Origin of the sequence: Kribbella sp. NPDC023972 (assembly GCF_040639075.1) — a bacterium.
GTDB lineage: Bacteria > Actinomycetota > Actinomycetes > Propionibacteriales > Kribbellaceae > Kribbella.
Genome location: NZ_JBEZZH010000002.1, coordinates 179174 through 203941 on the forward strand (window position 1 = coordinate 179174; position 24768 = coordinate 203941).

A 24768-nucleotide genomic window follows, 5' to 3' on the forward strand; every position below is an offset into this window, starting at 1 on the left:
GTCGGGCGACAACAACGCGGCGGTGAAGGCGTTACAGGTCGAGCTCAACGGCATGCGGCGGCTCAACCTGCCGGTCGACGGGGTATTCGGTACTGCGGTTCGCGACGCGGTGGTGGCGTTCCAGTCCCATGCCGGGATCGGCGCGGACGGGATCGTCGGGCCGATCACCTGGCGCAACCTCGCCTGGCACTACGACTACCCGGACTTCGGGGCCAACCTGTGCGACCAGGACCCGGACGGCAACGGTACGGCGGCCAACTGGGCCACGTCAGCGGCCGTCGCCCAACTGGAGCAGGCGGCACGATCGTTCGCGAGCACGTCCCAAGGCAAGGTCCCGTACGGCGACGCCGGCTTCGAGCACGGTGGTGACATCCCCGGGCACGGCAGTCACGAGGTCGGGCTGGACATCGACATCTGGCCGATTCGCACGGACAACGCGCAATGCACCGCGGGGCGGATCACCTGGGAGTCGTCGACGTACGACCGGGCCGCCACCCGTCAACTGGTACAGGCGATTCGCGCCGCCGCACCAGGCCATGTCCGCATCATCTTCTTCAACGACCCGGTGCTGATCAACGAAGGCCTGACCGCCGAGTGGCCCGCCCACGACAACCACCTGCACGTCCGCTTCTGCGAGTAAGTCCACCCCAACAACCTCTACACCTGCTGACCGACCTGGCACGCGATCCTCGGCTACGTCAGTGCCGCCTTGCTGTTCCTGTCGTCCTCCGCCAGTCCCTACAACGCCCAAGGGGCTAACAGAACTGGGCCGATCGGCCTCATCGGCTGGCTCGGTTGGGCGACCTGGATCGTCGTCTACAGCATCACGCTCCTGCGTTCCTGACCTGACCGCGTACAACTGCCGGGACCGTGAACACCCTCTCGGGCGGAAGGACACGACATTTGCTGTCCAGGACCTCTGCGGTTGTCCAATCCCCCCAGCGCAGACTGGGGTGGTGACGTACACCTTGGAGCTCAATCCGGACGAACTGCTCACTACCACCCGCACCGTGCGGAAGCGGTTGGATTTGGGGAAGCCGGTGCCGATCGAGGTCGTGCGCGAGTGTCTTGAGATCGCGTTGCAGGGGCCGTCGGGGAGCAATCGGCAGACGTGGCACTGGCTGGTGATCACCGACGCGGAGAAGCGGACGGCGATCGGTGAGTACTACCGGCTCGCCGTGGAGAAGTACCTGGCCGGGTCCCGAGCGGCTGGGAAGCTCTTCGCGGATGATCCCGTGCGCGGCCCGGTGCAGCGACGGATCGGGAACAGCGTGGCCTATCTGGGCGACCGGATGGGACAGGTGCCGGTGCTGGTGATCCCGTGTCTCGAGGCGAAGTCGTTGCCGGCCGGCAACCAGGCCGGGCTGTGGGGCTCGATCCTGCCCGCGGCTTGGAGCTACATGCTGGCCGCGCGCGCCCGTGGACTCGGTACGGCGTGGACGACCCTGCACCTGAACTACGAGCAAGAGGTCGCCGCCGTACTCGATCTCCCCGAACAGGTGCGGCAGTCAGTGCTGATCCCGACCGCGTACACGATCGGCACCGACTTCAAACCCGCCCCACGCCAGCCGCTGGACGAAGTCCTGCACGTCAACGGTTGGTAGTGGCCATGTCCTCGATGGTCAGGCCACTGAGCACCGACCGGGGCTCGGTGACGGTCAGATCGAGGTCCGGATCGGCGGCAGCGTCGCGGACCTTCACCAGTAACCAGTCCTCCCCGGTCCTGGTGAAGGCCCACGCGCCGTTGAGCTTCACGCCATGCAACTGCACCTTGAGGTGCCCGCGCTCGATCGCCACCGCCGGATCCACCGGCCGGCGACGCTCGTCGAGCGTGAGGTTGGTGTAGAGGCCGGCGTCCCACACGATCACGGCGCCGCTGCCGTACTGGCTGTCCGCGATCACGCCCTCGTAGGAGGCGTACTCCAGCTCGTGATCGGTGGTGAAGACCGCGAGCCGTTTGACGGTCGGGTCCAGGGACGGTCCACGGGGAACCGCCCAGGACTTCAGAACACCGTCCACCTCCAGCCGAACGTCGTAGTGCAGCCGCCGGGCATCATGCAGCTGCACCACGAAGATCGGCTTGGACGTCAAGCGGCAGCTGCCGTGGGTGGTTCGATGCGGTTGCGCAGCCGGTCCAGGATGCCGCGGAGCAGCCGGGAGACCTGCATCTGGCTCACTCCGATCTCGGCGCCGATATCCGCCTGGGTGTGTCCTTCGACGAAGCGCAGCTCGAGGATCCTGCGCTCCCGCGGCGCCAGGTCGTTGAGCACCGGCTCGAGGACGGCAACCGCCTCGCTCCGCTCGAACGCGGTGTCGTCGGTGTCCGCGATCGTGTCCGCCAGGTTCGCGGTCGAGTCGCCGTCGACCGGACGGTCCAGGGACAGGACGGAGAAGCAGCCGTCCGCGGCGATCGCCGCCTCCACTTCGTTGACCTCGGCACCTATCTTGGCGGCGAGCTCGGCGAGCGTGGGCTCACGGTGCAGGTCCTGCACGAGCCGCGGGCGGACCGCGGCGATCGTGCCCTGCAACTCTTGCAGGCGGCGCGGGATCCGGACCGTCCACGAGCAGTCGCGGAAGTACCGTTTCACCTCGCCCCTGATGGTCGGTACGGCGTACGCCAGGAACGGTGTGTCAGTGCTGGGGTCATAGCTACGGGCGGCCTTGACCAGCCCCAGGTAGGCGACCTGATCCAGGTCCTCGGGTTCGACACCCCGGCCACGGAACCGGGTGGCGATGCTGTGAGCGATGCTCAGGTTGAGCTCGATCGCCTCGTCCAGGAGGGCCTGGCGGAGATCTTCGTCCGTCGTGGCGGCCCGTCGGCTCAGAAGGCTTCGGGTCGTCCTGTCTCTGCGCTGTTTCGGATCACTACTGCGCTCTTCGACGGTACTGCTGGAAACTACGGTGACCATTTTTGCTGACCTCGCGACTTTGAGTCACGGCGCGGCACATGTCTGGACCGCGGTCAGAGCTATCTGCTGACATTCCTACCCCAGGTTTCGCGGGGTTATGCATCTCTATCAGTACCGACCACGGACCGCAACACGGACCCCTCGCATGCGTAACCGGAAACCGGGTACGGCGTCGGGGTTCAGGAAGGAGGAACCATGACAGAGCCGAACGACTTCAGCACTGCCGGACCGGACGAGCCGCTGGTCGACGACCTCCTCGACGAGACCCGCCGCCCGGAGGACCCGCCGGCGAACCACTCAGCGGACGCCCCGGCGGAGGAGAAGAAGCAGCAACCGGACCCACCGGCCACGCCGGACGTTCCGGAGGCCCCGGACTGAACACGAGCACCTCGTCGAGGGAGGTCAGGCACGTCCGGCCGCCCCCGACGAGGCGCTAAGTTCTCCCCATGGACTGGAAGCTCGAGTTGGTGTCGGTACCGGTGTCGGATGTGGACCGGGCGAAGGCGTTCTACACCGAGAAAGTCGGGTTCAACGCCGATCACGACCACCAGGTCAGCGAAGAACTGAGGTTCGTTCAGCTGACGCCGCCCGGGTCGGCTTGCTCGATCGCGATCGGGAGCGGGATGGAGCAGGCTGAACCCGGCTCGGTCCGCGGGCTGCAGATCGTCGTACCCGACGTGGCTGCGGCCCGGGCTGAGCTGGCCGAGCGCGGCGTCGAGGTGTCGGACCTGCAGGAGTTCCCGTGGGGGACTTTCGCCTTCTTCAGCGACCCCGACGGGAACTCCTGGGCCCTGCAGCAACTGCCCTAGCTCTCAAAGCGCGGGAGCTGGTCGTTCGGGTCCTCCTCCGGGGCGTCCGGGTTCGAGGCCGGTTGCTCGAGTGGTGAGTCGTCGTCCGGCCGGATGCCGACGGCCGGCTCCTCGTCAATGGCCGGGTCGACCAGGTCCGGCATGTCCGGATCCGGGTTGTCGGGGTTCCGGGAGTCGCCAGGTCCGACCGGCATGGGTGGGATCGGATTCGTACTCATGCTCCACCTCCAAGGTGAGATTCTTTCCGGTACCCAGGGCGTTGAAGGTCAATTCGGGTTATCGCTAACGCTGTGTCATGTCGCGGTTGTAGGGTGGCCTTTGGTTGAGTAGCCAGCCCCCCGACGTTGGCTGCCGTGTCCCTGCGAGGGCGACGATGACCGATCTTCAGCACCACACCAGAGCAGTACGCCGACATCCAGTGACCGCCCCTGTCCAGAAGTCAGGTGCCATGCCTGTAGCCCCCTCTCCGGCCCGGCCCGTCGCCGTCCAGGTCCGCATCGGCGGCCGCTGGATCGCTGGTCAGGAGCTGGGACGCCGGACCGGCGCGACGGGTGCTGACGAAGTTCTCGTCAGCCACCACGGTCACCTGGTCTGGGTCGACCACCAGTCCGTCCGCAGCGCGTAAAGCTGCTGGAAAGCCCTTACACACAAGGGGATTTCAGCAAAGAGCTTTCGCAACCAGGTTGCCGATCTCGACGCCGGGTTCGACTGCGCCGGGTCGAACAAGGTCCGGGTCAGCCCGAACGCGACGCCGGCCCGGGTATCGGCCCAGGCCGCGCTGCCACCCATGCCCGGCATCCCGAACGTCGTCGGGCTCTGCGCGCCCGTCGATCCGAGCCGCCCGATCCCGTAGCCCATCGCCCACGACACGTCGTTGCCCATCAGTTCGTCCTGTCCGGTGAAGACCGGGCCGGTGATCTCCGCGACCCGCTCCGGCCGGACCAGCCGGACACCGTCCACCGCACCGATCAGAGCGGCGTACAGCTTGGCGATGCCGCGTGCGGTCAGGACACCGGCCGAGGGAGTCTCGGCGGTGAGGTACTGAGGGCTGTTGCACAGCGCGGCCCGGGGGAGGATGGTGGCCGGGGTGACCTTGCCGAACAGGCCGGCCACGGATAGACGGCCACTGTAGACCGAGCTCGGTCTCGGCCAGTTCGTCGAGGCGCTGCTGGATCTGGTCCTGAAGGTTCGTCACGATGGTTCATCCCGTCTGTGCGTGGGCCCGTCACCAACAGGTCGGACCCAGCTTGCCGGTTTTGACACAGCTTCTTGGAGCGCCCGGGGTCGTCCCGGCCGTGGGGGCACGGGGGCTGACAGACTGCCTTCGTGGAGTTGCGGCAGTTGGAGTACTTCGTGGCGGTGGCTCATGAGCGGAGCTTCACGCTGGCGGCGCGGCGGCTGCATGTGGTGCAGAGCGCGGTCAGTGCCGCGATCGCCGCGCTGGAACGCGATCTCAAGGTCACGCTGTTCGAGCGCAGCGCCCAGCGTGTGGTGCTGACTGAGGCCGGTACGGCGCTTCTGCCCGAAGCGCTCGCGGTGATGGACGCCGTACAAGGTGCTCGGGATGTCGTCGACGAGCTCGGCGCGGGGATGCGTGGCTCCGTCCGGGTTGGGCTGCTGCCGGGCCTCGGGCTGGTCGATCTGCCGGCCGCGGCCGGGGAGTTCCGGCGGCGGTACCCGAACGTCGAGCTGCGGTTGCGGGCCGAGGCCGAGGGGTCGGCCGGCGTGATCGCCGGCCTGCGGAACGGCGACATCGACTGTGGATTCCTCGGTGTCGCGGCCGGCAGCGCACCACGCGATCTGACCACGTGGGAGCTGCTTCGGGTACCGCAGGTGCTCGCGGTCCCGGTCGGTCACCGGCTGGCCCGGCGGCGGTCGGTGACGCTGGCCGACCTGGCCGACGAGGCGTTCGTCGACTTCCCGCCCGGGTCCGGGACCCGGACGCTGATCGACCAGAAGTTCGAGGCGGCCGGGATCGAACGCAAGGTCGTGGTCGAGGCGCTCGGTATCGAGGGTGGGGTCCAGTTCGTCGCCCACGGCGTGGGTCTCGGGATCCTGCCCGGGTACGCCGTCGCGGAGATCGACTCGATCCGCGCCGTACCGGTCTCCGACGAATCGTTCAGGTGGACGCTCTACCTGGCCACGCTGAGGAAGCGGAAGCCGTCCGCCGCGCTCCGCGCCCTGCTCGGCCTGGTGAGCACGCACCTTCAGCACCCGCCCGGCACCGAGCTCGGCGCCGACCTACCTCACCAGACGTGATCCAGCCCTCGCCATACCCCTGGCCAAGGGCGATCCGGTGGATCAATGAAATTGATTCATCCATCGACTTGAGTCGTTGGACTTGATCCATCGCCCGCAGCAAGATCTTTGGTGTCAGCAAGAGACCGAAGATCTGAAGGAGCAAGGGCGATGAACAACGCAGCCGAGCGGGTAGCGATCGTCACCGGTGGTTCGAGCGGGATCGGCCGCGAGGCGGCGACCCGGCTGGGCCGCGACGGCTACGCCGTGGTGATCGGGTACGCCGGTAACCAGGCCGCGGCCGAGGAGGCCGTCAAGGAGGTCGAGCAGGCCGGCGGCCGGGCCATCGCGGTGCAGGCCGACGTGGCCGACGAGACGGCGGTGGCGGCGCTGTTCGACCGGGCCGAGCAGGAGTTCGGCGGGATCGACGTGGTCGTGAACGCGGCCGGGATCATGCCGCTGGCGCCGCTGGCCGAGCTCGACCTCGACGTGTTCGACCGCGTCGTACGGACCAACCTGCGGGGTACCTTCGTGGTCGACCAGCAGGCGGTACGGCGGGTGCGCGGCGGCGGGGCGATCGTGAATGTCTCCAGCTCCCTGACCAAGCTGGCCCGGCCGAACTACTCCGCCTACTCCGCGACCAAGGGTGGCGTCGAGGCGATCACGCTGATCCTGGCCCGCGAGCTGCGCGGCCGCGACGTCACCGTCAACACCGTCGCGCCCGGCCCGACCGCGACCGCCCTGTTCTTCGAGGGCAAGTCGCAGGAGCTGATCGACCGGATCGCCGCGGAGCCGCCGCTGGAGCGCCTCGGGCAGCCGTCCGACATCGCCGAGGTCATCGCCTTCCTGGCCGGACCGGCCCGCTGGATCAACGGCCAGGTCATCTACGCCAACGGCGGCTCGGCCGCCTGACAACCCCACCTGAGCTGAAAGGAAAACGACCATGAGCAAGACAGTTCTGATCAGTGGCGCCTCGAGTGGCTTCGGTGCCCTGACCGCCCGAGCCCTCGCCGACGCCGGCCACCTCGTGTACGCCGGGATGCGCGACCTCGCCGGCCGGAACGCGACCGTGGCGGGCGACGCCAAGGAGTACGCGAGCGAGCACCAGGTCGACCTCCGCCCGGTCGAGCTGGACATCAGCTCCGACGCCTCCGCCCAACAGGCCGTCGACACCGTGATCAGTGAGCAAGGGCGTCTCGACGTACTGATTCACAATGCCGGGCACATGGTCACCGGGCCGGCCGAGGCGTTCACGCCCGAGCAGCTCGCCGAGCTCTACGACACCAACGTGCTGGGCACGCAGCGGCTGAACCGGGCCGCACTGCCGAAGCTTCGCGAGCAGCAGGACGGGTTGCTGGTGTGGGTCGGTAGTTCGAGCACGCGCGGCGGCACGCCGCCGTACCTGGCTCCGTACTTCGCGGCGAAGGCGGCGATGGACGCGCTCGCGCAGAGCTACGCGCTGGAGGTGTCGCGGTTCGGGATCGAGACCACGATCGTCGTACCGGGTGCCTTCACGCACGGCACCAACCACTTCGCGCACAGCGGTTCACCGGCCGACGCGGACGTGGTCGCGGCGTACGAGACGAAGTACGCCGGACTGATGGAACAGGTCAGCCAGAAGCTCGCCGAGCTGGAGCCGGAGTGGGCCGACGTCGCCGAGGTTGCGAAGGCGATCGTGACTGTGGTCGGCACCGACAAGGGCCGGCGGCCGTTCCGGGTGCACATCGACCCGTCCGACGACGGCGCCGCGGTGGTGAACGCGGTCGCCGACCGGGTCCGCGCGGAGCTGCTCCGCAGGATCGGCCTCGAGGACCTGCTGCACCCGGTCGCCTGATGACATTCATCGACCTCCACGCTCACTTCCTGCTGCCGGAGTACGTCGCCGCGGCGGAGCGGGCGGGACACCTTCGGCCAGACGGGATGCCCCGCTGGCCGGAGTGGTCTGTCCGCAAGCACCTGGAGGTGCTGGACCGGAACGAGATCGACACCGCACTGCTGTCCATCTCGTCGCCCGGCGTGCACTTCGGCGATGACTTCCGCGCCCAGGTGCTCGCGAGGCGGGTCAACGAGAGTGCGGCCGAGCTGAGCCGGGACCACCCCGGGCGCTTCGGGTTCTTCGCCAGTCTGCCGTTGCCGGACCTCGAAGGGTCGCTGGTCGAGTTGGATTATGCGTACGACGTGCTGCACGCGAACGGCGTCGTACTGATGAGCAATGCGGGCGGCCAGTATCCGGGTGAGCCGTCGTGGGAACCGCTGTGGCGTGCGCTGAACGACAGGTCCGCCGTGGTGCTGCTGCATCCGACCTCGCCGCCGCAGTGGCGTCAGGTCGCGCTGGACCGGCCGCGGCCGATGATCGAGTTCCTGTTCGACAGCGCCCGGGCCGTCACCGACCTGGCGTTGACCGGGATCTTCACCCGCCATCCACGCATCAGCTTCGTCGTCGCGGATGGCGGCGTACTGCCCTTGCTCGGCGATCGGCTCGAGCACTTCCGCCGTACCTTCGCCCCCGACAGCCTGCCCAGCGTGACACCGCAGCTGGAGAACCTCTGGTACGACGTCGCCGGTACGCCGGATGCGGTGGCGGGGGACCGGGTGTTGTACGGGAGTGACTACTGCTTTACGCCGGCTGATGCGATCCGGCGTCAGCTGGAGACACTCGACGCCCGGTCCGACGGCTGGCGGGAGCGTGTTCGGGCGAATGCTCAGCGTCTCGTGGGGAACAAGGTCGCGGCGTAAGGTTGCTGGTGTGAAGGATGACAGCGCTAGTGTCGCTGAGGTCTTCGCGAGGCTCGCGTTGGAGCTGCACGAGGAGGTCGGCGTCGGCGAGACGGTGGAAGCGGTGGTGCAATTCGCCCTGCACGCCGTGAGCTGCACGCACGCCGGCGTGCTGCTGTCATCGCGCGGTGGGCAGTGGGAGACGATCTCGGCCACGGACCCATTGGTCGAGGAGTCCGACCGGATGCAGGTGGAGCTGGGCGAAGGGCCGTCCGTCGACGTGCTGACTGAGCACACCGCCGTCCTGGTCCCCGACACCGCGTCCGATCCCCGCTGGCCGACCTGGGCGCCGAAGGCGGCCGCGCTCGGGTTGCGCAGTGTGCTCAGCGTGCGGCTGGCGGCCGGCGGGAGCACGCTCGGCGTCCTTCAGCTCTTCAACACCGAGCCCTACGCCTTCGAGCCGGATGACGACGCCGTCGCCCACATCCTCGCCCGGCACGCCTCGGTCGCCCTCGCCAGCGCCCGCCAGGAGGCGACCCTCTGGCAGGCCATCGACGCTCGCAAGCTGGTCGGCCAGGCGCAGGGCATCCTGATGGAACGCTTCGGCATCGACAGCGACCAGGCCTTCGCCGTCCTTCGCCGCTACTCCCAGGACAACAACGTCAAGCTCCGCGACGTGGCCCAACGCCTGATCGACACCCGCACCCTTCCAGGCCAGCGGCAGGCGTAGCGGGCCTTCGGGTGAGCTGAGGGACCCCGGCGGGCCCTGACAGCTCCGCCGGGGTGGCTGTTGATCTCTCAACAGCCACCGGATCGTACGCGGTAAGCCCTCTCCGGAGGAGGGTTCGTCACTGCTTCCGTCGTCGAGTCGTCACACTCGGCTCCAAAAGCTGGCCTCGGCGCACCACAATCGACGACTCGGCGGACGTCGGACCCCGGGACCGGGTGATGTCGGCGGCGGATGGGATGCTCTCGGGAGAAGGGCGTCGTCGAGCGAGGAGTGTTGTGGGGGCGTGGGACGTTGATCAGGTGCTGGGGTTGGCGCCGGATCCTGCGTCGGCGAAGGCAGCCCAGACTCTGGCACGTACGACGAAGTGGCCGGAAACCGGCGCGTCCGAGCGAGCCGTGTGGGGGCTGTGTCAGGGCAGCGGCAAACAGCCGTATCAGACCGGGGTTGATCTGAGCGGTCCGGCGTACAAGTGCTCCTGCCCGAGCCGGAAGTTCCCGTGCAAGCATGCGGTCGGGTTGCTGCTGCTCTGGGCCACGGGCGAGGTCCGGCAGGGCGACGAGCCGGAGTGGGCGAAGTCGTGGTTGGATCAGCGGGCCACTCGGGCTGAGCGGCCTGAGCGGAAGCCTGGTGAGGTCGCCGACCCGTTGGCCGCTCAGCAGCGCGCGTCGAGGCGGGCCGACCGGGTCTCCGCCGGGATGGCCGAGCTCTCCAGTTGGCTCGACGACCAGGTCCGGCAGGGGTTGGGCGGGTTCGACCAGCGGGCGTACAGCGAGCTCAGCCGGCTGGCCGCGCGCATGGTCGACGCGCAGGCGCCAGGTGTTGCCGGAGCGGTACGGCGTGCCGCGGGGGTGGTCGGGCGTGGACACGGCTGGCCGGGTGAACTGCTGGAGGAGTTGTCGCTCATCCATCTCATCGTCTCCGCGCACGCCCGGCTGGCCGACCTCCCGCCGTCGCTGGCCGACACCGTGCAGGCGAGGATCGGCTGGACCGTCGAGACCGCGCGGGTGCTGGCCGAGGGCGAGAAGGTCGAGGACGACTGGCTGGTGCTCGGCCGGGTGGTCGAGCCCGACGACCGGCTCACCGTTCGCCGCGTCTGGTTGCGCGGGGCAACAACTGGACGACTTGGGCTGATCCTCAGCTTCGCCGCCGCCGGCCGTCCACTCGACCCGCTGCCGGCCCGTCCGGGCGAGTACGTACCGGGCGCGCTGTCCTACTACCCCGGTGCGCTCCCGATGCGCGCTCTCCTCACCCAGACCGCTCCGCGTCTGCCCGCGCCCCGGCCCACCGGGTTCACGGCGCGACAGGCCTTGGCGTCGTACGTCGAATCCCTCGCGGCGGACCCGTGGAACGAACGCTGGCCGCTGGTCCTGCAGGATGTCCGCCCGGCCCGGTGCGGCGAGGGATGGGCGCTGGTGGATCAGGCCGGCGACGGGCTGGAGATCCTGCCCGGGGCGGATCCGCTGAAGCTGCTCGCTGTTTCGGCAGGCGAGCCGGTCACGGTCGCGGGTGAGTGGAATCGGGCCGGGTTTCGTCCGATGACGTGCTGGCACGGCGACAGGCCGGTGATCCTGTGAAGGGCTGGGACGGGCTGGTCAGTTCGGCGCTGCTCGGGACCGATCGACGGCCGGTGCACTTCGAGGACCTGCCTGAGCACATTCGGGAGCGGCTGGGGGACGGCGGGCTGCTGGATGCGGCCGCGTTGGCGACCGTTTACAAACGGGCCGGCCGCAAGCCGTTGCGTGAGGTCGAACCGTTGCCTGCGGCCCCTGGCGAGGATCGCCCGCTGCCCCGGCCGGTCGCGATCCGCCGATTGGCCGCGATGCTCGGTGGATTCCAGACCACGGCGCTCGGCGAGTGGTTGCGTGCGGCCGACGCTCGCGGTTGGGGTGTGCCGCCGGAGCACCTGCCGGCGTTGGCCGACTACGCGCGCAACCGCGCGGAGTATCGTCCGCTCGTCATCGCCGCGGCGGGCCGGCGTGCGACCTGGCTGGCGGAGCTCAACCCGGAGTGGAAGTTCCTGCACGCAGCGGTTGCTGAGAGCAATGACGTCGAGCTCTGGACGCATGGCAACGCGCTGCAGCGGCGGAGCTGGCTGCGGACGACGCGACGGCAGGATCCCGCCGCCGCACTCGAAGCTTTGAGCGGGGTCTGGGCGACGGAGTCAGCTGCCACCCGGGCTGAGTTTCTCGGTGTCCTGGCCGACGGATTGTCCCTGGATGACGAGGAGTTTCTCGAGGCGGCGCTCGACGATCGCGCCAAGGACGTTCGCCTGGGTGCGGCCCGATTGCTGGCCCGGCTCCCGGGGTCGCGGTACGGCGACCGGATGACCGAGCGACTCTGGTCGCATCTGACCGTCGCGCAGGGTGTCCTGGCGGTCGACCTGCCGAAGCGTGTCAGTGCGTCAATGGAACGTGACGGCATCGACTCGCAGAACCCGGAGGGCATCGGCAAGCGGGCCTGGTGGTTCCTCCAGATCGTTGCCAACACCCCGCTTTCTGTGATGGACCCGGCCTGGCTGGGGATACCGGTGGAGGGCTGCGCGCCCGACGTACTGCAGGCGGCGTGGGCCGACGCGGCGGTGCGAGAGCGTTCGGAGCTCTGGGCCCGTGAGTTGCTGAAGGCAAATGCATCGACCGGCAGTCGCAGTGCGGCCGAACTGCTGCGCGTCCTGCCGGCCGAGGAATGGGTCCGGGCAGTGACGGCGCTGAAGGAAGCCGTCGACCTGGCTGAGCTCGTGGGCGGCCTACCGGTCCCGTGGCCGGCGTCGCTCGGCGCGATGATCCTGGATCAGCTTGCCGCCGTCGGGACCGCCCGCGGCTGGGCCCGGCTGGCGAGTATCGCGGCCCGCGCGGTGCCACCCGACGTACTGAATCATCCGATCACCCGTGAACCGACCGGCGAGGAAGACACCTGGCGGCGCCGCCTGGTGGAGACCCTGATCTTCCGCCGAGAAATGTACGAGGAGCTTTCTTGACGTCCTCCCCTCTGAAGGTCGGGGATTCCAACTACTACGCGGAGGTAGCGTGTTGAGGTTCACGCTTCGGCGAGACCCGTACGGGCGTCTCTCGGCGTGCGCTGACGGCCCGTCCGGCCGCGATGTTGACTGCCGCGTTCACGTCCGCATTTGTCCGGTGTCCGCAGGCCACGCATCGGAACACCGCTTGATTCTCGCGGTTCTCCGGTGCGCAGTGCCCGCAGACGCTGCAGGTCTGCGACGTGTACGCAGGGTTGATCTTCTCGACGCGACCGGCGGCCTTGTGCTCCAGCCGCTGGACGAGCAGTCCCCAGCCGTTGCCGAGGATGCCGCGGTTGAGGCTGGCCTTTGCGCGGCGACGGTTCGGCAGGTAGCCGCCCGGTCGCTCGGGGTCCGGTTTGGGCTTGGGGCGGCGGGTCATCTGCGCGAGCCGAAGGTCCTCGACGCGGATGACATCGAACCTTTGGGCGAGGCTAGTGCTGGTCTTCTCGACCCAGTCCTTGCGCCGGTCACCGGCCCGGGCGTGCAGCTTGGCGATCGCGGCCTTCACCCGTCGGCGCCGGTTGGAGCCGCGGCGGCAGCGAGCAAGGCGATGTTGCAGTTGCTTGAGTCGTTCCTGCTCACGTTCCGAGAGGCCAGGGCAGGACAGGAGTTCTCCGGTGGAAAGTGCCGCCGAGACGGTGACGCCGCGGTCCACGCCGACGACCTCACCCGTGCACGGTGCGGAAATCGGTGGCGGGATCGCCGCGAACGCAATGTTCCAGCGGCCCGCCCGGTCGCGAGTCACCCGGTAGGACTTGGCCTCGGGAACGGCGCGGGACAGCCGGAACCGTACCCAGCCGACCTTGGGTACCAGCACCCGCGCCCACTTCCGACTCATCTGCTCGACACGACCCGCTTGCGGGCCGACGATGCGGAACCCCTCATGCAACCCGGCCTTGCGCCAGGTCGGCCGCCGGTGAGTGCCGGCGTAAAAGTTCCTGACGGCCTGGTCGAAGTCCCGCAGCGCTTGCTGTTGGACGGTCTGCGACCCGGCCCGCAGCCACCCGAACGCAGCCCGCGCCTCGGTCAGTTGCCGCGCCTGCTCGACGTACCCGGGCGTCGGGCCTCCGTCGCGCGTCCACATCGACCACTGCTCCAGCGCCAGGTTCCACACGTACCTCGCATGCCTGCACTGCTGCAGCAACGCAGCCTGCTGCGCGGGAGTTGGGTACATCCGGAACCGGGACATGCCGTCCACCCAATCAGCCGGGACCGACAGTCCCCGATCCTCGAAGGGAGGCAGTCGCGGTTCTTTCCCACCGTGCAGCACGGGACTTCCCGCGACCAATCCGATGAGCACTGAAGTACTGAGGCCGCACGCTGAAGATGAATTTGCCAGCGAGCTCGCCGCGCTGGCTGCTGTGGACGACCGGCCGCGGCCGCCGGCGTGGCGGCTGTCGCCGGCCGCGGTGGTCACCTACCTGCTCGGCGGACGTGCCGGTGACGTGGAGATCTCACCCAAGTACGTCGGCCCGCGCCGGCTGGTCGAGGTCGCGGTCGCCACCCTGGCGACGGACCGTGCACTGCTGCTCCTCGGCGTGCCGGGCACGGCGAAGACATGGGTCAGCGAGCACCTCGCGGCCGCGATCAGCGGTGACTCGACCCTGCTCGTGCAAGGTACGGCGGGGACGGCCGAGGAGTCGATCCGGTACGGGTGGAACTACGCGCAGTTGATTGCCCAGGGCCCCAGTGAGCAGGCGCTGGTGCCGAGCCCGGTGCAGCGGGCGATGACCGAGGCGAAGATCGCCCGGATCGAGGAGCTGACCCGGATGCCGTCCGACGTACAGGACGCGCTGATCACGATCCTGTCCGAGAAGGCGCTGCCGATCTCCGAGCTGGCGACGGAAGTCCAAGCCCGTAAGGGTTTCAACGTCATTGCCACCGCGAACGATCGCGACAAGGGTGTCAACGAGCTGTCCAGCGCGCTCCGGCGGCGGTTCAACACCGTCGTCCTGCCGCTGCCCGACTCGGCCGAGGACGAGGTCCAGATCGTGTCCCGGCGGGTCGCGCAGCTCGGCTCCGCGCTCGAGTTGCCCCAGCCGGACGACGCGCTGGAGGAGATCCGGCGGGTGGTGACGATCTTCCGCGAGCTACGGTCCGGCCGGACCGAGGACGGCCGGACCGCGGTGAAGTCGCCGTCCGCCACGCTCTCCACCGCCGAGGCGATCAGCGTTGTCACCGGTGGGATCGCGCTGGCGGCACACTTCGGTGACGGCGTACTCCGACCGACCGACGTCGCCGGTGGCATCCTCGGCGCCGTGGTCAAGGACCCGTCCGCGGACCGCGTCGTCTGGTCGGAGTACCTGGAGACCGTCGTCCGCGAACGCGACGACTGGGCGCCCTTCTACCGAGCCTGCCGAGAGATCTCCGGATGACCGTTCACCTGCTGGGGATCAGGCACCACGGGCCGGGGTCGGCACGGGCGGTGGCGACCGCGCTTGCTGAGCTCAAGCCGGACGTGGTGCTGATCGAGGGTCCGCCGGAGGCCGACAAGGTGGTCGAGCTGGCGGCGTCGGAGGAGATGGTGCCGCCGGTCGCGCTGCTCGCGTACGCGGTGGACGACTCGACCCGGGCAGCGTTCTGGCCGTTCGCGGTGTTCAGCCCCGAGTGGCAGGCGATCGAGTACGCGCTGGCGGCCGGCGTACCGGTGCGGTTCTGCGATCTGCCCGCGGCCCATCAGTTCGCGTCGTCCGGCGGTGACGGACGGCGCGGGTTGTCGATCGATCCACTGGCCACGTTGGCGCACGCGGGCGGGTACGACGATCCCGAGCGGTGGTGGGACGACGTGATTGAGTCCCGGCGCGAGGGCGCCGAGCCGTTCACCGTGATCGCCGACGCGATGCGTGAGCTCCGGCACGGCGAGCACGCGACCGGACGTGAAGCGCAGCGCGAGGCCTACATGCGGACCGTACTGCGGAAGGCCTTGCGCGAAGGGTTCGAGCGGATCGCGCTGATCTGCGGCGCCTGGCATGTCCCGGCGCTGGAGGCACCGTTGCCCCCGGCAACACATGACCAGCGGATCCTGAAGGGCCTGCCGAAGCGGAAGGTCGCGTGTACGTGGGTTCCGTGGACGCACGGCCGGCTGGCGGCGGCCTCTGGGTACGGCGCCGGGATCACGTCGCCCGGTTGGTATCACCACCTGTTCACCGCGCCGGACCAGATCACCACGCGCTGGTTGTCGAAGGTCGCCCAGGTCCTGCGGGAGGAGGATCTGCCCGTCTCGAGCGCGCACGTGATCGAAGCGGTCCGGCTCGCGGACACCCTGGCTGCCCTGCGGGAACGACCGCTGGCCGGGTTGAGTGAGGTCACCGAGGCGACGCGAGCCGTGCTCTGCGGCGGAAACGACGTACTGCTTGATCTGGTCACGCGGGAAGCAGTCGTCGGGGAGTTGCTGGGGTCCGTGCCAGGCGAGACACCACAGGCTCCGGTCGCGGCGGATCTGGCTGCGCAGGCGCGGCGGCTCCGGATGCGGCGGGACGCGACCGAGCGGGTGATCGAGCTCGACCTGCGGAAGCCGAACGACCTGGAGAAGTCCCGCCTGCTGCACCGGCTGCGCCTCCTCGGTGTGCACTGGGGTGTGCCGGCTGCCGACGAGCGACGGGCGCAGGGCACGTTCCGGGAGATCTGGCGGCTCGCCTGGGATCCCGGCCTCGAGGTCGAACTGGTCGCCGCCGGCGCGCACGGTACGACGGTTCTCGGCGCCGCGACGACCGTGATGCTGCGGGTCGCCGACGAGTCGTCCACGCTCGCCGACGTGACTGCCGCGTTGGAGAAGTCGCTGCTGGCCGATCTAGCGGACGCGTTGCCCGACTTGCTGCGCGGTGTCGACACCCGTGCGGCCGCGGATGCCGATGTCGGTCACCTGATGGCGGCGTTGCCCGCGCTGGCGCGATCGTCGCGGTACGGCGATGTCCGCGGCACCGACACGGCCGGGCTGGCCGCGGTCGCCGGGCGGATGGTCTCCCGCGTGTGCGCCGGCCTCGGCCGGACCGTGCACGGACTCGATCCGGACGCGGCGGCCGCCGTACAGGACCTGATCGACGGGGTGCAGGACGCGACGGCCTTGCTGGCCGAGGATGTACGGGCGGAGTGGCTGGCGACGCTGGAGGGGTTGAGCGATCGGTCGTCGGTGCCGCCGTTGATCCGTGGGCGGTTGACGCGGTTGATGCTCGACACCTCGCGGTTGCCCGATCACGAGGTGGCGCTGCGGCTCGGGCGGGCGTTGTCGCCTGGCACGCCGACCGCCGACGCTGCTGGTTATGTCGAGGGATTCCTGGCCGGTGGCGGGTTGCTGCTGGTGCACGACGAGCGGTTGCTGGCGTTGGTGGACGCGTGGCTGGGCGCGATTCCGGACGACGCGTTCGTCGAGGTGCTGCCGCTGCTTCGTCGTACCTTCGGGACCTTCGCGTCGCCGGAGCGGCGGTCGATCGGGACGCGAGCTCGTGCGCTGGGTGATCCGGCGGCGATGGTTGTTGCTGATGACGACGACCTTGACACCGAGCTGGCTGCGTCCGTCCTTCCCGTCGTCGCGCAGTTGCTGGGGGTGTGATGGCTGTGTCTTCAACGGATGGCGAGCGGATGCGCCGCTGGCGACTCGTGCTGGGCGGCGAAGCCGAGGACGAGATCGGTACGACGCTCTCCGCCGAGGACCGGTCCGTCGACGCGGCGATGGCCGCGCTGTACGACGCGACACCCGGCGAGCCGGGGTCGCAGCGGGCGTCCGGCCTGGGGTCGTCGGCGCCGCGGGTGGCGCGGTGGCTGGGTGACATCCGGAAGTACTTCCCGAGCACGGTGGTCCAGGTGATGCAGCGGGACGCGGTCGAGCGGCTCGGCATCACCCGGATGCTGATGGAGCCCGAGTTGCTGGGCGCGGTCGAGCCCGACGTACACCTTGTGAGCACACTGCTTGCTTTGAACGAGGTGATGCCGGAGGAGACCAAGCAGACCGCGCGGGATGTGGTCGGCCGGGTCGTCGCCTTGCTGGAGGCCCGCTTGGCCGAACGGACCCGGGCAGCGGTCACCGGAGCACTCGACCGGGCCGGGCGGACGGGCCGGCCGCGGCACTCGGACATCGACTGGGACCGGACCATCCGGGCCAACCTCAAACACTACTCACCGGCGCTCGGCACGATCGTCCCGGACCGGCTGGTCGGGTACGCGCGGCGGAACCACAGCGTCCAGCGCGACATCGTGCTGGCCATCGATCAGTCCGGCTCGATGGCGGAGTCGGTGGTGTACGCGTCGCTGTTCGGGGCGGTGCTCGGATCGATCCGCACGCTGCGGACCAGCCTGGTCGTGTTCGACACCGCGGTGGTCGACCTGACCGATCAGCTGGAGGATCCGGTCGACGTACTGTTCGGCACGCAGCTCGGCGGCGGCACGGACATCAACCGGGCGCTCGCGTACTGCGAGGAACTCGTCACCAAGCCCGCCGAGACGGTGATGGTGCTGATCTCCGACCTGTACGAAGGCGGCGTCCGTGAGGAGATGCTCCGCCGAGCCCGCACCCTGGTCGAGTCCGGCGTCCAACTGATCGCCCTACTCGCCCTCTCCGACTCAGGCACCCCGTCGTACGATGCCGAAAACGCCGCCGCCCTCGCGGACCTCGGCGTACCCACCTTCGCCTGCACTCCCGACCTGTTCCCTGACCTGATGGCCGCCGCGATCCGCCACGAGGACATCACCGGCTGGGCGGCCACCAATTTGTCGGGAAGCAACTGAGACCGTGAGCGTTGCTGATCAGCAGAACGACTACAGATGGGGTTTCGTGATGACGACGGTTGAGTTGGTCCGGTTCCGGGTTCGGCCTGATCAGGTCGAGGAGCTCCTGGCCGCACGCCCGGGCATGCTGAAAGACTTCGCCGCCGACCGCGCCGGCTTCCTCAGCGCCCGCCTGGTCCGGCTGCCGAACGACGAATGGCTCGACATCGTCGAGTGGATCACCCCGGATGACTACGCGGCATCTCGCGACAAGGGCCCCAACCGGCCCGGCATCGCCCGCTTCTTCGCCGCCATCGACTCCCTCATCACCGCCGAGGAAGGCACCCTCGCCGGCTGATCCGGTTCAGTCGGCTAGTTCGAGGATGTCGATGGGGGTGTTGGGGTCGGCTTCGGCGAAGCGGAGGGCCCAGGAGACTGCTTCGGCCTTGGACTCGACGCGGATGATCGAGACGCCGGCGATCAGTTCCTTGGTCTCGGCGAACGGGCCGTCGAGCACGCGAGGCTCGTCGCCGGGGGTTGGGAAGGTGATCCGGGCGCCGCGGGAGCTGGGCATCAGGCCCTCGGCGGCGAGCAGTACGCCGGCCTGCCGCATCTCCTCCAGGACGGCGTCCGCCCGGGCCAGCATGTCCGGGTCCGGCGGGTTGCCCGCCTCCAGGCTGTCGTTGGTCTTGTGAAGCAGCATGTACCGCATACAGCAGACCTTAATGCCGCTCGAGGGCCCGCCAGAACGCCGCCGGGATCTCGTGGTCCAGCCACCCCGCGACCTCGGTGATCTCCTGCGGGCTGCGCGCCCCGACCACGACAGCGGGTACGGCGGGATGCGCGAGCGGGAACTGCACCGCGGCGGCCAGCAACGGCACGTCGTACCGGCGGCACACCTGGCGTAACCGGTCAATCCGCCGTACCAGCTCAGTCGGCAGACGCTCGGGGCCGGATGGCGCGCCCTCGGCCAGTACGCCGCCCTGGAACACGCCGGCCGCGAGCACCGTGACGCCGAGCTTCTCGCAGAGCGGCAGGAGCTCGTCGGCGCCGGACTGGTCCAGCAACGTGTAACGACCGGCGAGCAGGATGCAATCGGGTCCTTCAGCACCTGTCTCGCGGAGGAAGCGAGCCGCGACGTCGGCGTGGTTCACGCCGAGCGAGACGGCGCCGATGGTGCCGCGGCCGCGCAGCTCGGCGAGCGCCCGGAGGGCCTCGGTCGACGACGTCGCGTAGTCGAGCTCGGGGTCGTGGATGTGCAGGACGTCGATCCGGTCGATGCCCATCCGCGCCAGGCTCTCCTCGAACGACCGCATCACCGCCCGGTACGAGTAGTCGAGCCGCGGCCCGATCCCGGCCGGCGGCTCAACCCAGATCGGCTGGATGTCCGGGCCACCCGGCTCGATCAGCCGGCCGACCTTGGTGCAGAGCACGAACTCATCCCGCGGGCGCCCGCGGAGCGCGATTCCGGCCCGCTGCTCCGAGAGCCCGTAGCCGTACACCGGCGCGGTGTCGAAGAGGCGGATGCCGAGCTCCCAGGCGCGGTCGATCGTCGCGACCGCCTGCGGCTCCGGCACGGTGGCGAACATGCCCCCGATCGAGGCCAGTCCGAGCCCCAGCCTGCTGACCCGCAAACCCGTCCGCCCCAGCTCCACAGTGCGCATGCTGCCGACACTAGAAGCAGCCGCCGACAGTTCCTCCCACCTGAAGGAGGAACTGCCGGCGGTCGTCACTCCGGCTCAGCGAGTTATCGTCCGCCTCGCCGAGCGCGGGTCCAGCTCAGCGCGGTACTTCGCCGCGCCAGGCACCCGTCTCGGACGGACGCTCCTCGATGAAGTGCTTGAAGCGCTCGAGGTCGCCCTTCACCCGGCCCTCGATCATGCCCACCTTGTCGGCGGCCTTCTCGAGGAACCCCTCGGGATCGATGTCCATCTGCGCGGTGACGCGCGTGTGGCTCTGGTCCAGTTTGTGGAACGTGATCACACCGGCGTGTTGCGGACCGGCGTCGGACCGCCACGCGACCCGCTCGTCCGGGTGCTGCTCGGTGATGGTGGCGTCGAACTCCCGGGTCGCCCCGCCGACCTTCGTCACCCAGTGGGTGTGCGTGTCGTCCAGTTGCCGAACCTCCTGCACGCCCTCCATGAACTGCGGGAAGGACTCGAACTGCGTCCACTGGTTGTAGGCCTGGGTGACCGGGACGTCGACGTCAACGGACTCTGTGATGGTGCTCATGTTCGTTCCTCCTCCTTTGCTCGTTCGGCCGACCGGTACCCCGGTTGGCTCGTTGTACCCGTGGAATCTTCCGCGAAATCCGGCGGAGGGGCAGGATGCGGGTACGGAGGAGATCGGGATGGGTGAGATCGCGGAGCGGTACCGGCGGCGGGCCGAGGCGTTCGAGCGAAAGGTCGCCGCGGTACGGCCGGAGCAGTGGGGCAACCAGTCGCCCTGCGAGAAGTGGACGGCCAGGGACGTGGTCGAGCACGTCGTGATGATGCACGGTGTGATGCTGATGCCGGTGGCCCGCAAGCTGGAGCCGGCGGACGACCCGCTGACCGCGTTCCAGGAGGCCCGGGCCGCCGTCGAGGACGTCCTGGACGACCCGGTGCTCGCCCTGACCGAGACCGACGCGCCGACCGGCCGGCTGACGACCGAGCAGCACATCGACCAGGTGGTCTCCGACGACCTGGTCCTGCACGGCTGGGACCTGGCCCGTGCGACCGGCCAGGACGAGACGATGGACCCGGTGGACGTCGAACGTCTCTGGGCCAGTACGACGGCCATCCCCGCCGACGTGATGGAGAAGTTCCGCACGCCGGGCGCCTTCGGCGAAGGTGTGGAGGTCTTCGGCCCCGAGGTCGAGGTGCCGCCGGACGCCCCGCTCCAGGATCGCCTACTGGGCGTGATCGGCCGTCAGCCCTGAGAGCTTGCTCGGTGCGTAGTAGGTGGCGGGGTCGGGGCAGAGTGGGGCTGCTGTGAGCTGGGTGGGGTTGGTCATCAGCATGGCGTGGCCGCGACCGATCGGCCGCTCCAGGTACTCGTGGCCCGGCAGGTTGGCCACCGCCGTACGGCAGCCGAGCGCCATCCCTTCGAACAGCGCGGTCGTGGACACGCCGACCTGATAGGTGGCCGAGGCCAGCAGCTCGAGCGTGCTGCCGGCGGTGGACAACCTGACGCCGGCCGGGATCGTGTAATCCGACGCGCGTTCGCTCGGATGCAGCCGGAATACGACGTCCACCGCCGGGTGCTCCTTGGCCACCGACTCCGCGACGTGCAGCAGCTCGGCACCGATCGTGCCCTGAGACAGGAAGACCGCCAGCTTGGGGTCCTTCTGGGTCGCACCGGGCAGGTATGACGCGCCGATCACCGACGTACTCATCCCAGCCGGGAGGTCGGCGACGTCGGTCCAGTACGAGCCGAAGCACCAGAGCTCATCCGGCTGGTCGGCCACTGCCGGACGACCGGGGTAGCTGTAGCCCAGATGGAACGGGCTGATGGCGCCGTGCTGGAGCTCGACCACCCGGATGCCCAGGTCGCGAGCCGCGCCGACGATGTGCTGGTGGAAGTAGGCGACCACGACATAGACCGTCTTGATCCGGTGCCGCCGCAGCAGTACGCGATAGAGCGCCCGCAGCCGCCGATGTTTCGGCACCTCACGCGCCAGCAGGGCACCCACCGGCACGGAGACACCGGTCAGTTCCTCGAGCGCCGCGCCGACACCGCGATCGTCCAGCCGACGCTTGTGCACGGCGCCGGCGGCCGAGGTGAAGAAGTCGAGATTCCGGCTGCCCGCGAGCGGGGTCCCGTTGATACCCGAGTCCAGGATGAGCGCACGTGGGCCGAGGGCCTTGCGGAGCTCGTCGGTGTAGATCTCGACACCGCCCGGTTTCCGCGGGTGCGGTACGACGACGGCGTCGTACCGGCCGAGGAACGGGTTCCTGGTGACCAGGCCGGTCGCGTGCCGGCTGACGAGTCGCGCTTTGTCGTACGGCGTACGTCGTACCGGATGGGAGGCGCCGTGGATGCCGGTGCGCCGAGTCAGCTGATGGAAGATGCGCATCCGGATGACCGGCCACGGGCTAACGTCGCCGATCCGCCAGTCGAGGAGACTCAGCTCCCGCTCCACCTGCCAGATCGCCCGGCACAGGCTCGCCACCGTCGGACCAGTGCTCGGCCCCGTGCCGTTCCCGGTACTCGTCATGGTTGATCCCTACTATCCCCGCGAGACTACCGACGCCCGAGAAGAACCGGCGGACTGCCTTCAGCAGGTGCGTCTTCCGGCCGAGCAGCAGCCCGGCGAGGGCGAACCCGATCGCCGAGACCACCCGGGCCGAAGCATAGGCCAGCACCAGCAGATAGCTCACCGCGCCGGGCCGGATCAGCAGCCGGCTGATCGTGTCACCGCTGCCGGACCGGAACGCCCGCCGCACCAGCCAGCGCAGCGTCGTGCGGGTGGCCGGCACCTCCTCGGCGATCCACGCCTCCTCGCACCAGACGATGCGAAACCCGGCCCGGTGCACCCGGAGGAAGAAGTGCAGGTCGCTCGAACCGGTGTAGCGGAACGCGGGATGGAACGCCGGCGTGACCGAGTGGTAGACCCGCCGGCTGACCAGGGTGTTGTTCGTGTACGCCTTGCGCAGTTCCTCGCCGGTGGTGTGCCTGCCGGTCGAGTCGTGCACGTCGCTGTAGTGGTTCCAGGCCGGTGCGCCGGGCGGGAGGTTGCCCTTCACCGGGCCGGTGACAACGTCGGCACCGGACGTCTCCCACGCGTGCAGCAGCGTCGCCAGCCAGCCCGGTGGCGCCACCTCGTCGTCGTCCACGAAGATCAGCGCGTCGTCGTTCCAGCACAGCTCGACCGACTTCTCCCGGGCGAACGGGATCCCCGGCTCGGGCTCGACCACCGACTCGATCGGGTATCGCGCCTGAGCGAACGTGCCGATCACCGCGGCCGCCGTACCGTCCGCGTCGTTGTCGACCACCACGATCCGGACCGCGTGATCGGAATCCTCGGGGAGTTCCTGGGCCTGCAGGCTGGTCAGCAGAGCATGCAGCAGAGCAGGTCGCCGGAAGGTGATGACCGCGATGGCGACGCTGGTGCTCATGGCGCCCGAGACTATCGTTCCCCCCAACCCAGAGCCATCCGCCGTACCTGCAGGTAGGTACAAATTCACACCTCAGAAACACCCCTGCCTCTGTACCTGTAAGTAGGTACGGTTGGTGCGTGGAGACCGTGGAGCGGCTGATTCGCAGTACTCAGGACTTGCTGTGGGAGCGGGGGTATGTGGGCACGAGTCCGAAGGCTATTCAGCGGGCTGCTGATGCGGGTCAGGGCAGTATGTACCACCACTTCAGTGGCAAGGCTCAGTTGGCCAAGGCCGCGATCGAGCGGTCCGGCGTCGAGTTGCGCGAGGCGGCTGAGGAGCAGTTCAGCGGTTCGGGTACGGCGACTGAGAGGATCAGCCGCTATCTCGAGCGGGATCGCGACGTGCTGCGGGGGTGCCGGATCGGGCGGTTGACCGCGGACCCGGACGTGATGGCGGACTCGGAGCTGCGGGCGCCGATCGCCGAGACGTTCCTGTGGTTGCGGGCCCGGCTGGCCGAGATCATTGCTGAGGGCAAGCGCACTGGCGAGTATCCCGACGCCATCGATCCGGAGCGGACGGCGGCGACGATCGCCGCCGTACTGCAGGGTGGGTATGTGCTGGCCAGGGCCGCGGGTTCGGACGAACCGTTCGAGCTGGCCGTCCGGGGACTGATCGACTTGTTGCCGGAGGCTACGAAGTGAAGATCGGGGCCGTGTTCCCGCAGTTGGAGATCGGCGCGGATCCGGCTGTGGTGCGGGCGTGGGCCACGACCGTGGAGCAGGCTGGGTACACCCACATCCACGCCTACGATCATGTGCTCGGCGCGGATCCGGCGAATCGGCCGGGATGGACCGGCTACACCGACAAATCCTTGTTCCACGAGGTTTTCGTGTTGTTCGGATACCTCGCCGCGATCACGACGTCGGTTGAGCTGGTGACCGGCGTACTGGTGTTGCCGCAGCGGCAGACGGCGCTGGTGGCCAAGCAGGCGGCTGAGGTTGACGTGCTGAGTGGCGGTCGGCTGCGGCTGGGCGTGGGCATCGGGTGGAATCAGGTCGAGTATCAGGCGCTTGGTGTGCCCTTCCGGCAGCGTGGGGCGTTGCTGGAGGAGCAGGTGGACGTGCTCCGGCGGCTGTGGGCGGAGCCGGTGATCTCCTACCGAGGCAAGTTCCACGAGATCGAGGAGGCCGGGCTCAATCCGCTGCCGAAGCGCACGATTCCGATCTGGTTCGGCGGCGGTGCGGACGCCGTACTGCGTCGGACTGGGCGGATCGGTGACGGGTGGATGCCGCAGACCGCGCCCGACGCCGAGGCGAAGGCTCGCGTCGACCAGCTCCGCGCGTACGCCGCCGAGGCCGGTCGCGACCCGGCTTCCATCGGCATCGAGCCGCGTCTCACCCTGGCCGAGCTGCCGGAGAAGGACTGGTCTGGGTTCGTCGAAGGCTGGCGCGAGCTGGGCGCCACGCACCTGGCCGTCAACACGATGAAGCTCGGCCTCGAGCGTCCCGAAGATCACGCAGCCGTTCTGCGCGAAGTCCTGCCCAGGGTGCGTTAGTGGATTACGGTCGGA

At 69.1% G+C, this 24768-nt stretch carries 29 protein-coding genes; 18 read left to right on the forward strand and 11 right to left on the reverse strand.

Features of this window, described 5'->3' with window-relative positions:
* The first annotated feature begins 22 nt into the window (after positions 1-22).
* Together AB0F43_RS10140 and AB0F43_RS10145 are read left to right on the forward strand one after the other, a co-directional pair.
* Entirely contained in the window at positions 23-640 is a 618-nt protein-coding gene (locus tag AB0F43_RS10140) for a penicillin-insensitive murein endopeptidase (protein WP_360473407.1), read from the forward strand.
* Between the two features lie 316 nt (positions 641-956).
* A complete protein-coding gene (locus AB0F43_RS10145) occupies positions 957-1604 on the forward strand; it encodes a nitroreductase family protein (protein WP_360473409.1) in 648 nt (215 codons plus the stop codon).
* On the opposite strand, the gene AB0F43_RS10150 is transcribed toward AB0F43_RS10145, so the two are convergent.
* Together AB0F43_RS10150 and AB0F43_RS10155 are read right to left on the reverse strand one after the other, a co-directional pair.
* On the reverse strand, positions 1591-2091 hold the full coding sequence (locus tag AB0F43_RS10150) for a DNA polymerase ligase N-terminal domain-containing protein (RefSeq protein WP_360473411.1): 501 nt from the start codon (positions 2089-2091) through the stop codon (positions 1591-1593). The two genes, AB0F43_RS10145 and AB0F43_RS10150, sit on opposite strands and share 14 nt — an antisense overlap.
* Positions 2088-2909 carry a SigB/SigF/SigG family RNA polymerase sigma factor gene (locus AB0F43_RS10155; protein ID WP_360473413.1) on the reverse strand — a complete coding sequence of 274 codons (822 nt, stop codon included), beginning with the start codon at positions 2907-2909 and terminating at the stop codon, positions 2088-2090. The genes AB0F43_RS10150 and AB0F43_RS10155 overlap by 4 nt, the downstream gene beginning before the upstream one ends.
* A gap of 195 nt (positions 2910-3104) precedes the next feature.
* Here AB0F43_RS10155 and AB0F43_RS10160 point away from each other — a divergent pair, with 195 nt between their 5' ends.
* Complete coding sequence (locus tag AB0F43_RS10160; RefSeq protein ID WP_360473414.1) at positions 3105-3287, forward strand: hypothetical protein; 183 nt, start codon at positions 3105-3107, stop codon at positions 3285-3287.
* A gap of 68 nt (positions 3288-3355) precedes the next feature.
* Positions 3356-3718 carry a VOC family protein gene (locus tag AB0F43_RS10165; RefSeq protein ID WP_360473416.1) on the forward strand — a complete coding sequence of 121 codons (363 nt, stop codon included), beginning with the start codon at positions 3356-3358 and terminating at the stop codon, positions 3716-3718.
* On the opposite strand, the gene AB0F43_RS10170 is transcribed toward AB0F43_RS10165, so the two are convergent.
* The 3 genes from AB0F43_RS10170 to AB0F43_RS10180 form a co-directional block, all read right to left on the reverse strand.
* Positions 3715-3936: a hypothetical protein gene (locus tag AB0F43_RS10170; RefSeq protein WP_360473417.1), complete on the reverse strand. Its 222-nt coding sequence runs from the start codon at positions 3934-3936 to the stop codon at positions 3715-3717. The two genes, AB0F43_RS10165 and AB0F43_RS10170, sit on opposite strands and share 4 nt — an antisense overlap.
* Positions 3937-4157: 221 nt before the next feature.
* Positions 4158-4295, reverse strand: coding sequence for a hypothetical protein (locus AB0F43_RS10175; protein ID WP_360473418.1), 138 nt, complete (start codon positions 4293-4295; stop codon positions 4158-4160).
* A 5-nt stretch (positions 4296-4300) separates the two neighbouring features.
* Positions 4301-4831: a hypothetical protein gene (locus tag AB0F43_RS10180; RefSeq protein WP_360473420.1), complete on the reverse strand. Its 531-nt coding sequence runs from the start codon at positions 4829-4831 to the stop codon at positions 4301-4303.
* 213 nt (positions 4832-5044) lie between these two features.
* Here AB0F43_RS10180 and AB0F43_RS10185 point away from each other — a divergent pair, with 213 nt between their 5' ends.
* From AB0F43_RS10185 to AB0F43_RS10215, 7 genes are all read left to right on the forward strand, one after another.
* Positions 5045-5977 (forward strand): LysR family transcriptional regulator, encoded by a 933-nt coding sequence (locus AB0F43_RS10185; protein ID WP_360473422.1) that lies wholly within the window; start codon positions 5045-5047, stop codon positions 5975-5977.
* A 150-nt stretch (positions 5978-6127) separates the two neighbouring features.
* Entirely contained in the window at positions 6128-6868 is a 741-nt protein-coding gene (locus tag AB0F43_RS10190) for an SDR family oxidoreductase (protein ID WP_360473424.1), read from the forward strand.
* A gap of 31 nt (positions 6869-6899) precedes the next feature.
* A complete protein-coding gene (locus tag AB0F43_RS10195; RefSeq protein WP_360473426.1) occupies positions 6900-7790 on the forward strand; it encodes an SDR family oxidoreductase in 891 nt (296 codons plus the stop codon).
* Positions 7790-8692 carry an amidohydrolase family protein gene (locus AB0F43_RS10200; RefSeq protein ID WP_360473428.1) on the forward strand — a complete coding sequence of 301 codons (903 nt, stop codon included), beginning with the start codon at positions 7790-7792 and terminating at the stop codon, positions 8690-8692. The genes AB0F43_RS10195 and AB0F43_RS10200 overlap by 1 nt, the downstream gene beginning before the upstream one ends.
* 10 nt (positions 8693-8702) lie before the next feature.
* Positions 8703-9401, forward strand: a complete 699-nt coding sequence (locus AB0F43_RS10205; RefSeq protein ID WP_360473430.1) for a GAF and ANTAR domain-containing protein — start codon at positions 8703-8705, stop codon at positions 9399-9401.
* A gap of 275 nt (positions 9402-9676) precedes the next feature.
* A complete protein-coding gene (locus AB0F43_RS10210) occupies positions 9677-10975 on the forward strand; it encodes an SWIM zinc finger family protein (protein ID WP_360473432.1) in 1299 nt (432 codons plus the stop codon).
* Positions 10942-12375 carry a DUF5691 domain-containing protein gene (locus AB0F43_RS10215; RefSeq protein WP_360473434.1) on the forward strand — a complete coding sequence of 478 codons (1434 nt, stop codon included), beginning with the start codon at positions 10942-10944 and terminating at the stop codon, positions 12373-12375. The genes AB0F43_RS10210 and AB0F43_RS10215 overlap by 34 nt, the downstream gene beginning before the upstream one ends.
* A 34-nt stretch (positions 12376-12409) precedes the next feature.
* On the opposite strand, the gene AB0F43_RS10220 is transcribed toward AB0F43_RS10215, so the two are convergent.
* Entirely contained in the window at positions 12410-13606 is a 1197-nt protein-coding gene (locus AB0F43_RS10220) for a transposase (RefSeq protein WP_360473436.1), read from the reverse strand.
* A 103-nt stretch (positions 13607-13709) separates the two neighbouring features.
* On the opposite strand from AB0F43_RS10220, the gene AB0F43_RS10225 reads away from it, so the two are divergent.
* From AB0F43_RS10225 to AB0F43_RS10240, 4 genes are read left to right on the forward strand one after another with little or no spacing between them, the layout of a single operon-like run.
* Positions 13710-14792, forward strand: coding sequence for an AAA family ATPase (locus AB0F43_RS10225; RefSeq protein ID WP_360473438.1), 1083 nt, complete (start codon positions 13710-13712; stop codon positions 14790-14792).
* Entirely contained in the window at positions 14789-16966 is a 2178-nt protein-coding gene (locus AB0F43_RS10230; RefSeq protein WP_360473440.1) for a DUF5682 family protein, read from the forward strand. Before AB0F43_RS10225 ends, AB0F43_RS10230 begins: the two co-directional genes overlap by 4 nt.
* Positions 16967-16971: 5 nt before the next feature.
* Positions 16972-18138: a VWA domain-containing protein gene (locus tag AB0F43_RS10235; protein ID WP_360473442.1), complete on the forward strand. Its 1167-nt coding sequence runs from the start codon at positions 16972-16974 to the stop codon at positions 18136-18138.
* Between the two features lie 4 nt (positions 18139-18142).
* The gene (locus tag AB0F43_RS10240; protein ID WP_360473444.1) at positions 18143-18475 is read left to right on the forward strand and encodes an antibiotic biosynthesis monooxygenase; all 333 of its coding nucleotides are present in this window, start codon (positions 18143-18145) and stop codon (positions 18473-18475) included.
* Between the two features lie 6 nt (positions 18476-18481).
* On the opposite strand, the gene AB0F43_RS10245 is transcribed toward AB0F43_RS10240, so the two are convergent.
* The 3 genes from AB0F43_RS10245 to AB0F43_RS10255 form a co-directional block, all read right to left on the reverse strand.
* Complete coding sequence (locus AB0F43_RS10245) at positions 18482-18829, reverse strand: YciI family protein (RefSeq protein WP_360473446.1); 348 nt, start codon at positions 18827-18829, stop codon at positions 18482-18484.
* 10 nt (positions 18830-18839) lie between these two features.
* Positions 18840-19781, reverse strand: coding sequence for an aldo/keto reductase (locus AB0F43_RS10250; RefSeq protein ID WP_360473448.1), 942 nt, complete (start codon positions 19779-19781; stop codon positions 18840-18842).
* 115 nt (positions 19782-19896) lie between these two features.
* Positions 19897-20349, reverse strand: a complete 453-nt coding sequence (locus tag AB0F43_RS10255) for an SRPBCC family protein (protein WP_360473450.1) — start codon at positions 20347-20349, stop codon at positions 19897-19899.
* 118 nt (positions 20350-20467) lie between these two features.
* On the opposite strand from AB0F43_RS10255, the gene AB0F43_RS10260 reads away from it, so the two are divergent.
* Positions 20468-21037 carry a TIGR03086 family metal-binding protein gene (locus AB0F43_RS10260; RefSeq protein WP_360473452.1) on the forward strand — a complete coding sequence of 190 codons (570 nt, stop codon included), beginning with the start codon at positions 20468-20470 and terminating at the stop codon, positions 21035-21037.
* Here the strand turns inward: AB0F43_RS10260 and AB0F43_RS10265 are convergent.
* Positions 21008-22174: a hypothetical protein gene (locus AB0F43_RS10265; RefSeq protein WP_360474504.1), complete on the reverse strand. Its 1167-nt coding sequence runs from the start codon at positions 22172-22174 to the stop codon at positions 21008-21010. The two genes, AB0F43_RS10260 and AB0F43_RS10265, sit on opposite strands and share 30 nt — an antisense overlap.
* A 19-nt stretch (positions 22175-22193) precedes the next feature.
* Positions 22194-23216, reverse strand: a complete 1023-nt coding sequence (locus AB0F43_RS10270; RefSeq protein WP_360473454.1) for a glycosyltransferase — start codon at positions 23214-23216, stop codon at positions 22194-22196.
* 119 nt (positions 23217-23335) lie between these two features.
* Between AB0F43_RS10270 and AB0F43_RS10275 the strand changes: the two genes are divergently transcribed.
* Positions 23336-23899 carry a TetR/AcrR family transcriptional regulator gene (locus tag AB0F43_RS10275; protein ID WP_360473456.1) on the forward strand — a complete coding sequence of 188 codons (564 nt, stop codon included), beginning with the start codon at positions 23336-23338 and terminating at the stop codon, positions 23897-23899.
* On the forward strand, positions 23896-24753 hold the full coding sequence (locus tag AB0F43_RS10280; RefSeq protein ID WP_360473458.1) for an LLM class F420-dependent oxidoreductase: 858 nt from the start codon (positions 23896-23898) through the stop codon (positions 24751-24753). Before AB0F43_RS10275 ends, AB0F43_RS10280 begins: the two co-directional genes overlap by 4 nt.
* Positions 24754-24768 lie beyond the last annotated feature (15 nt).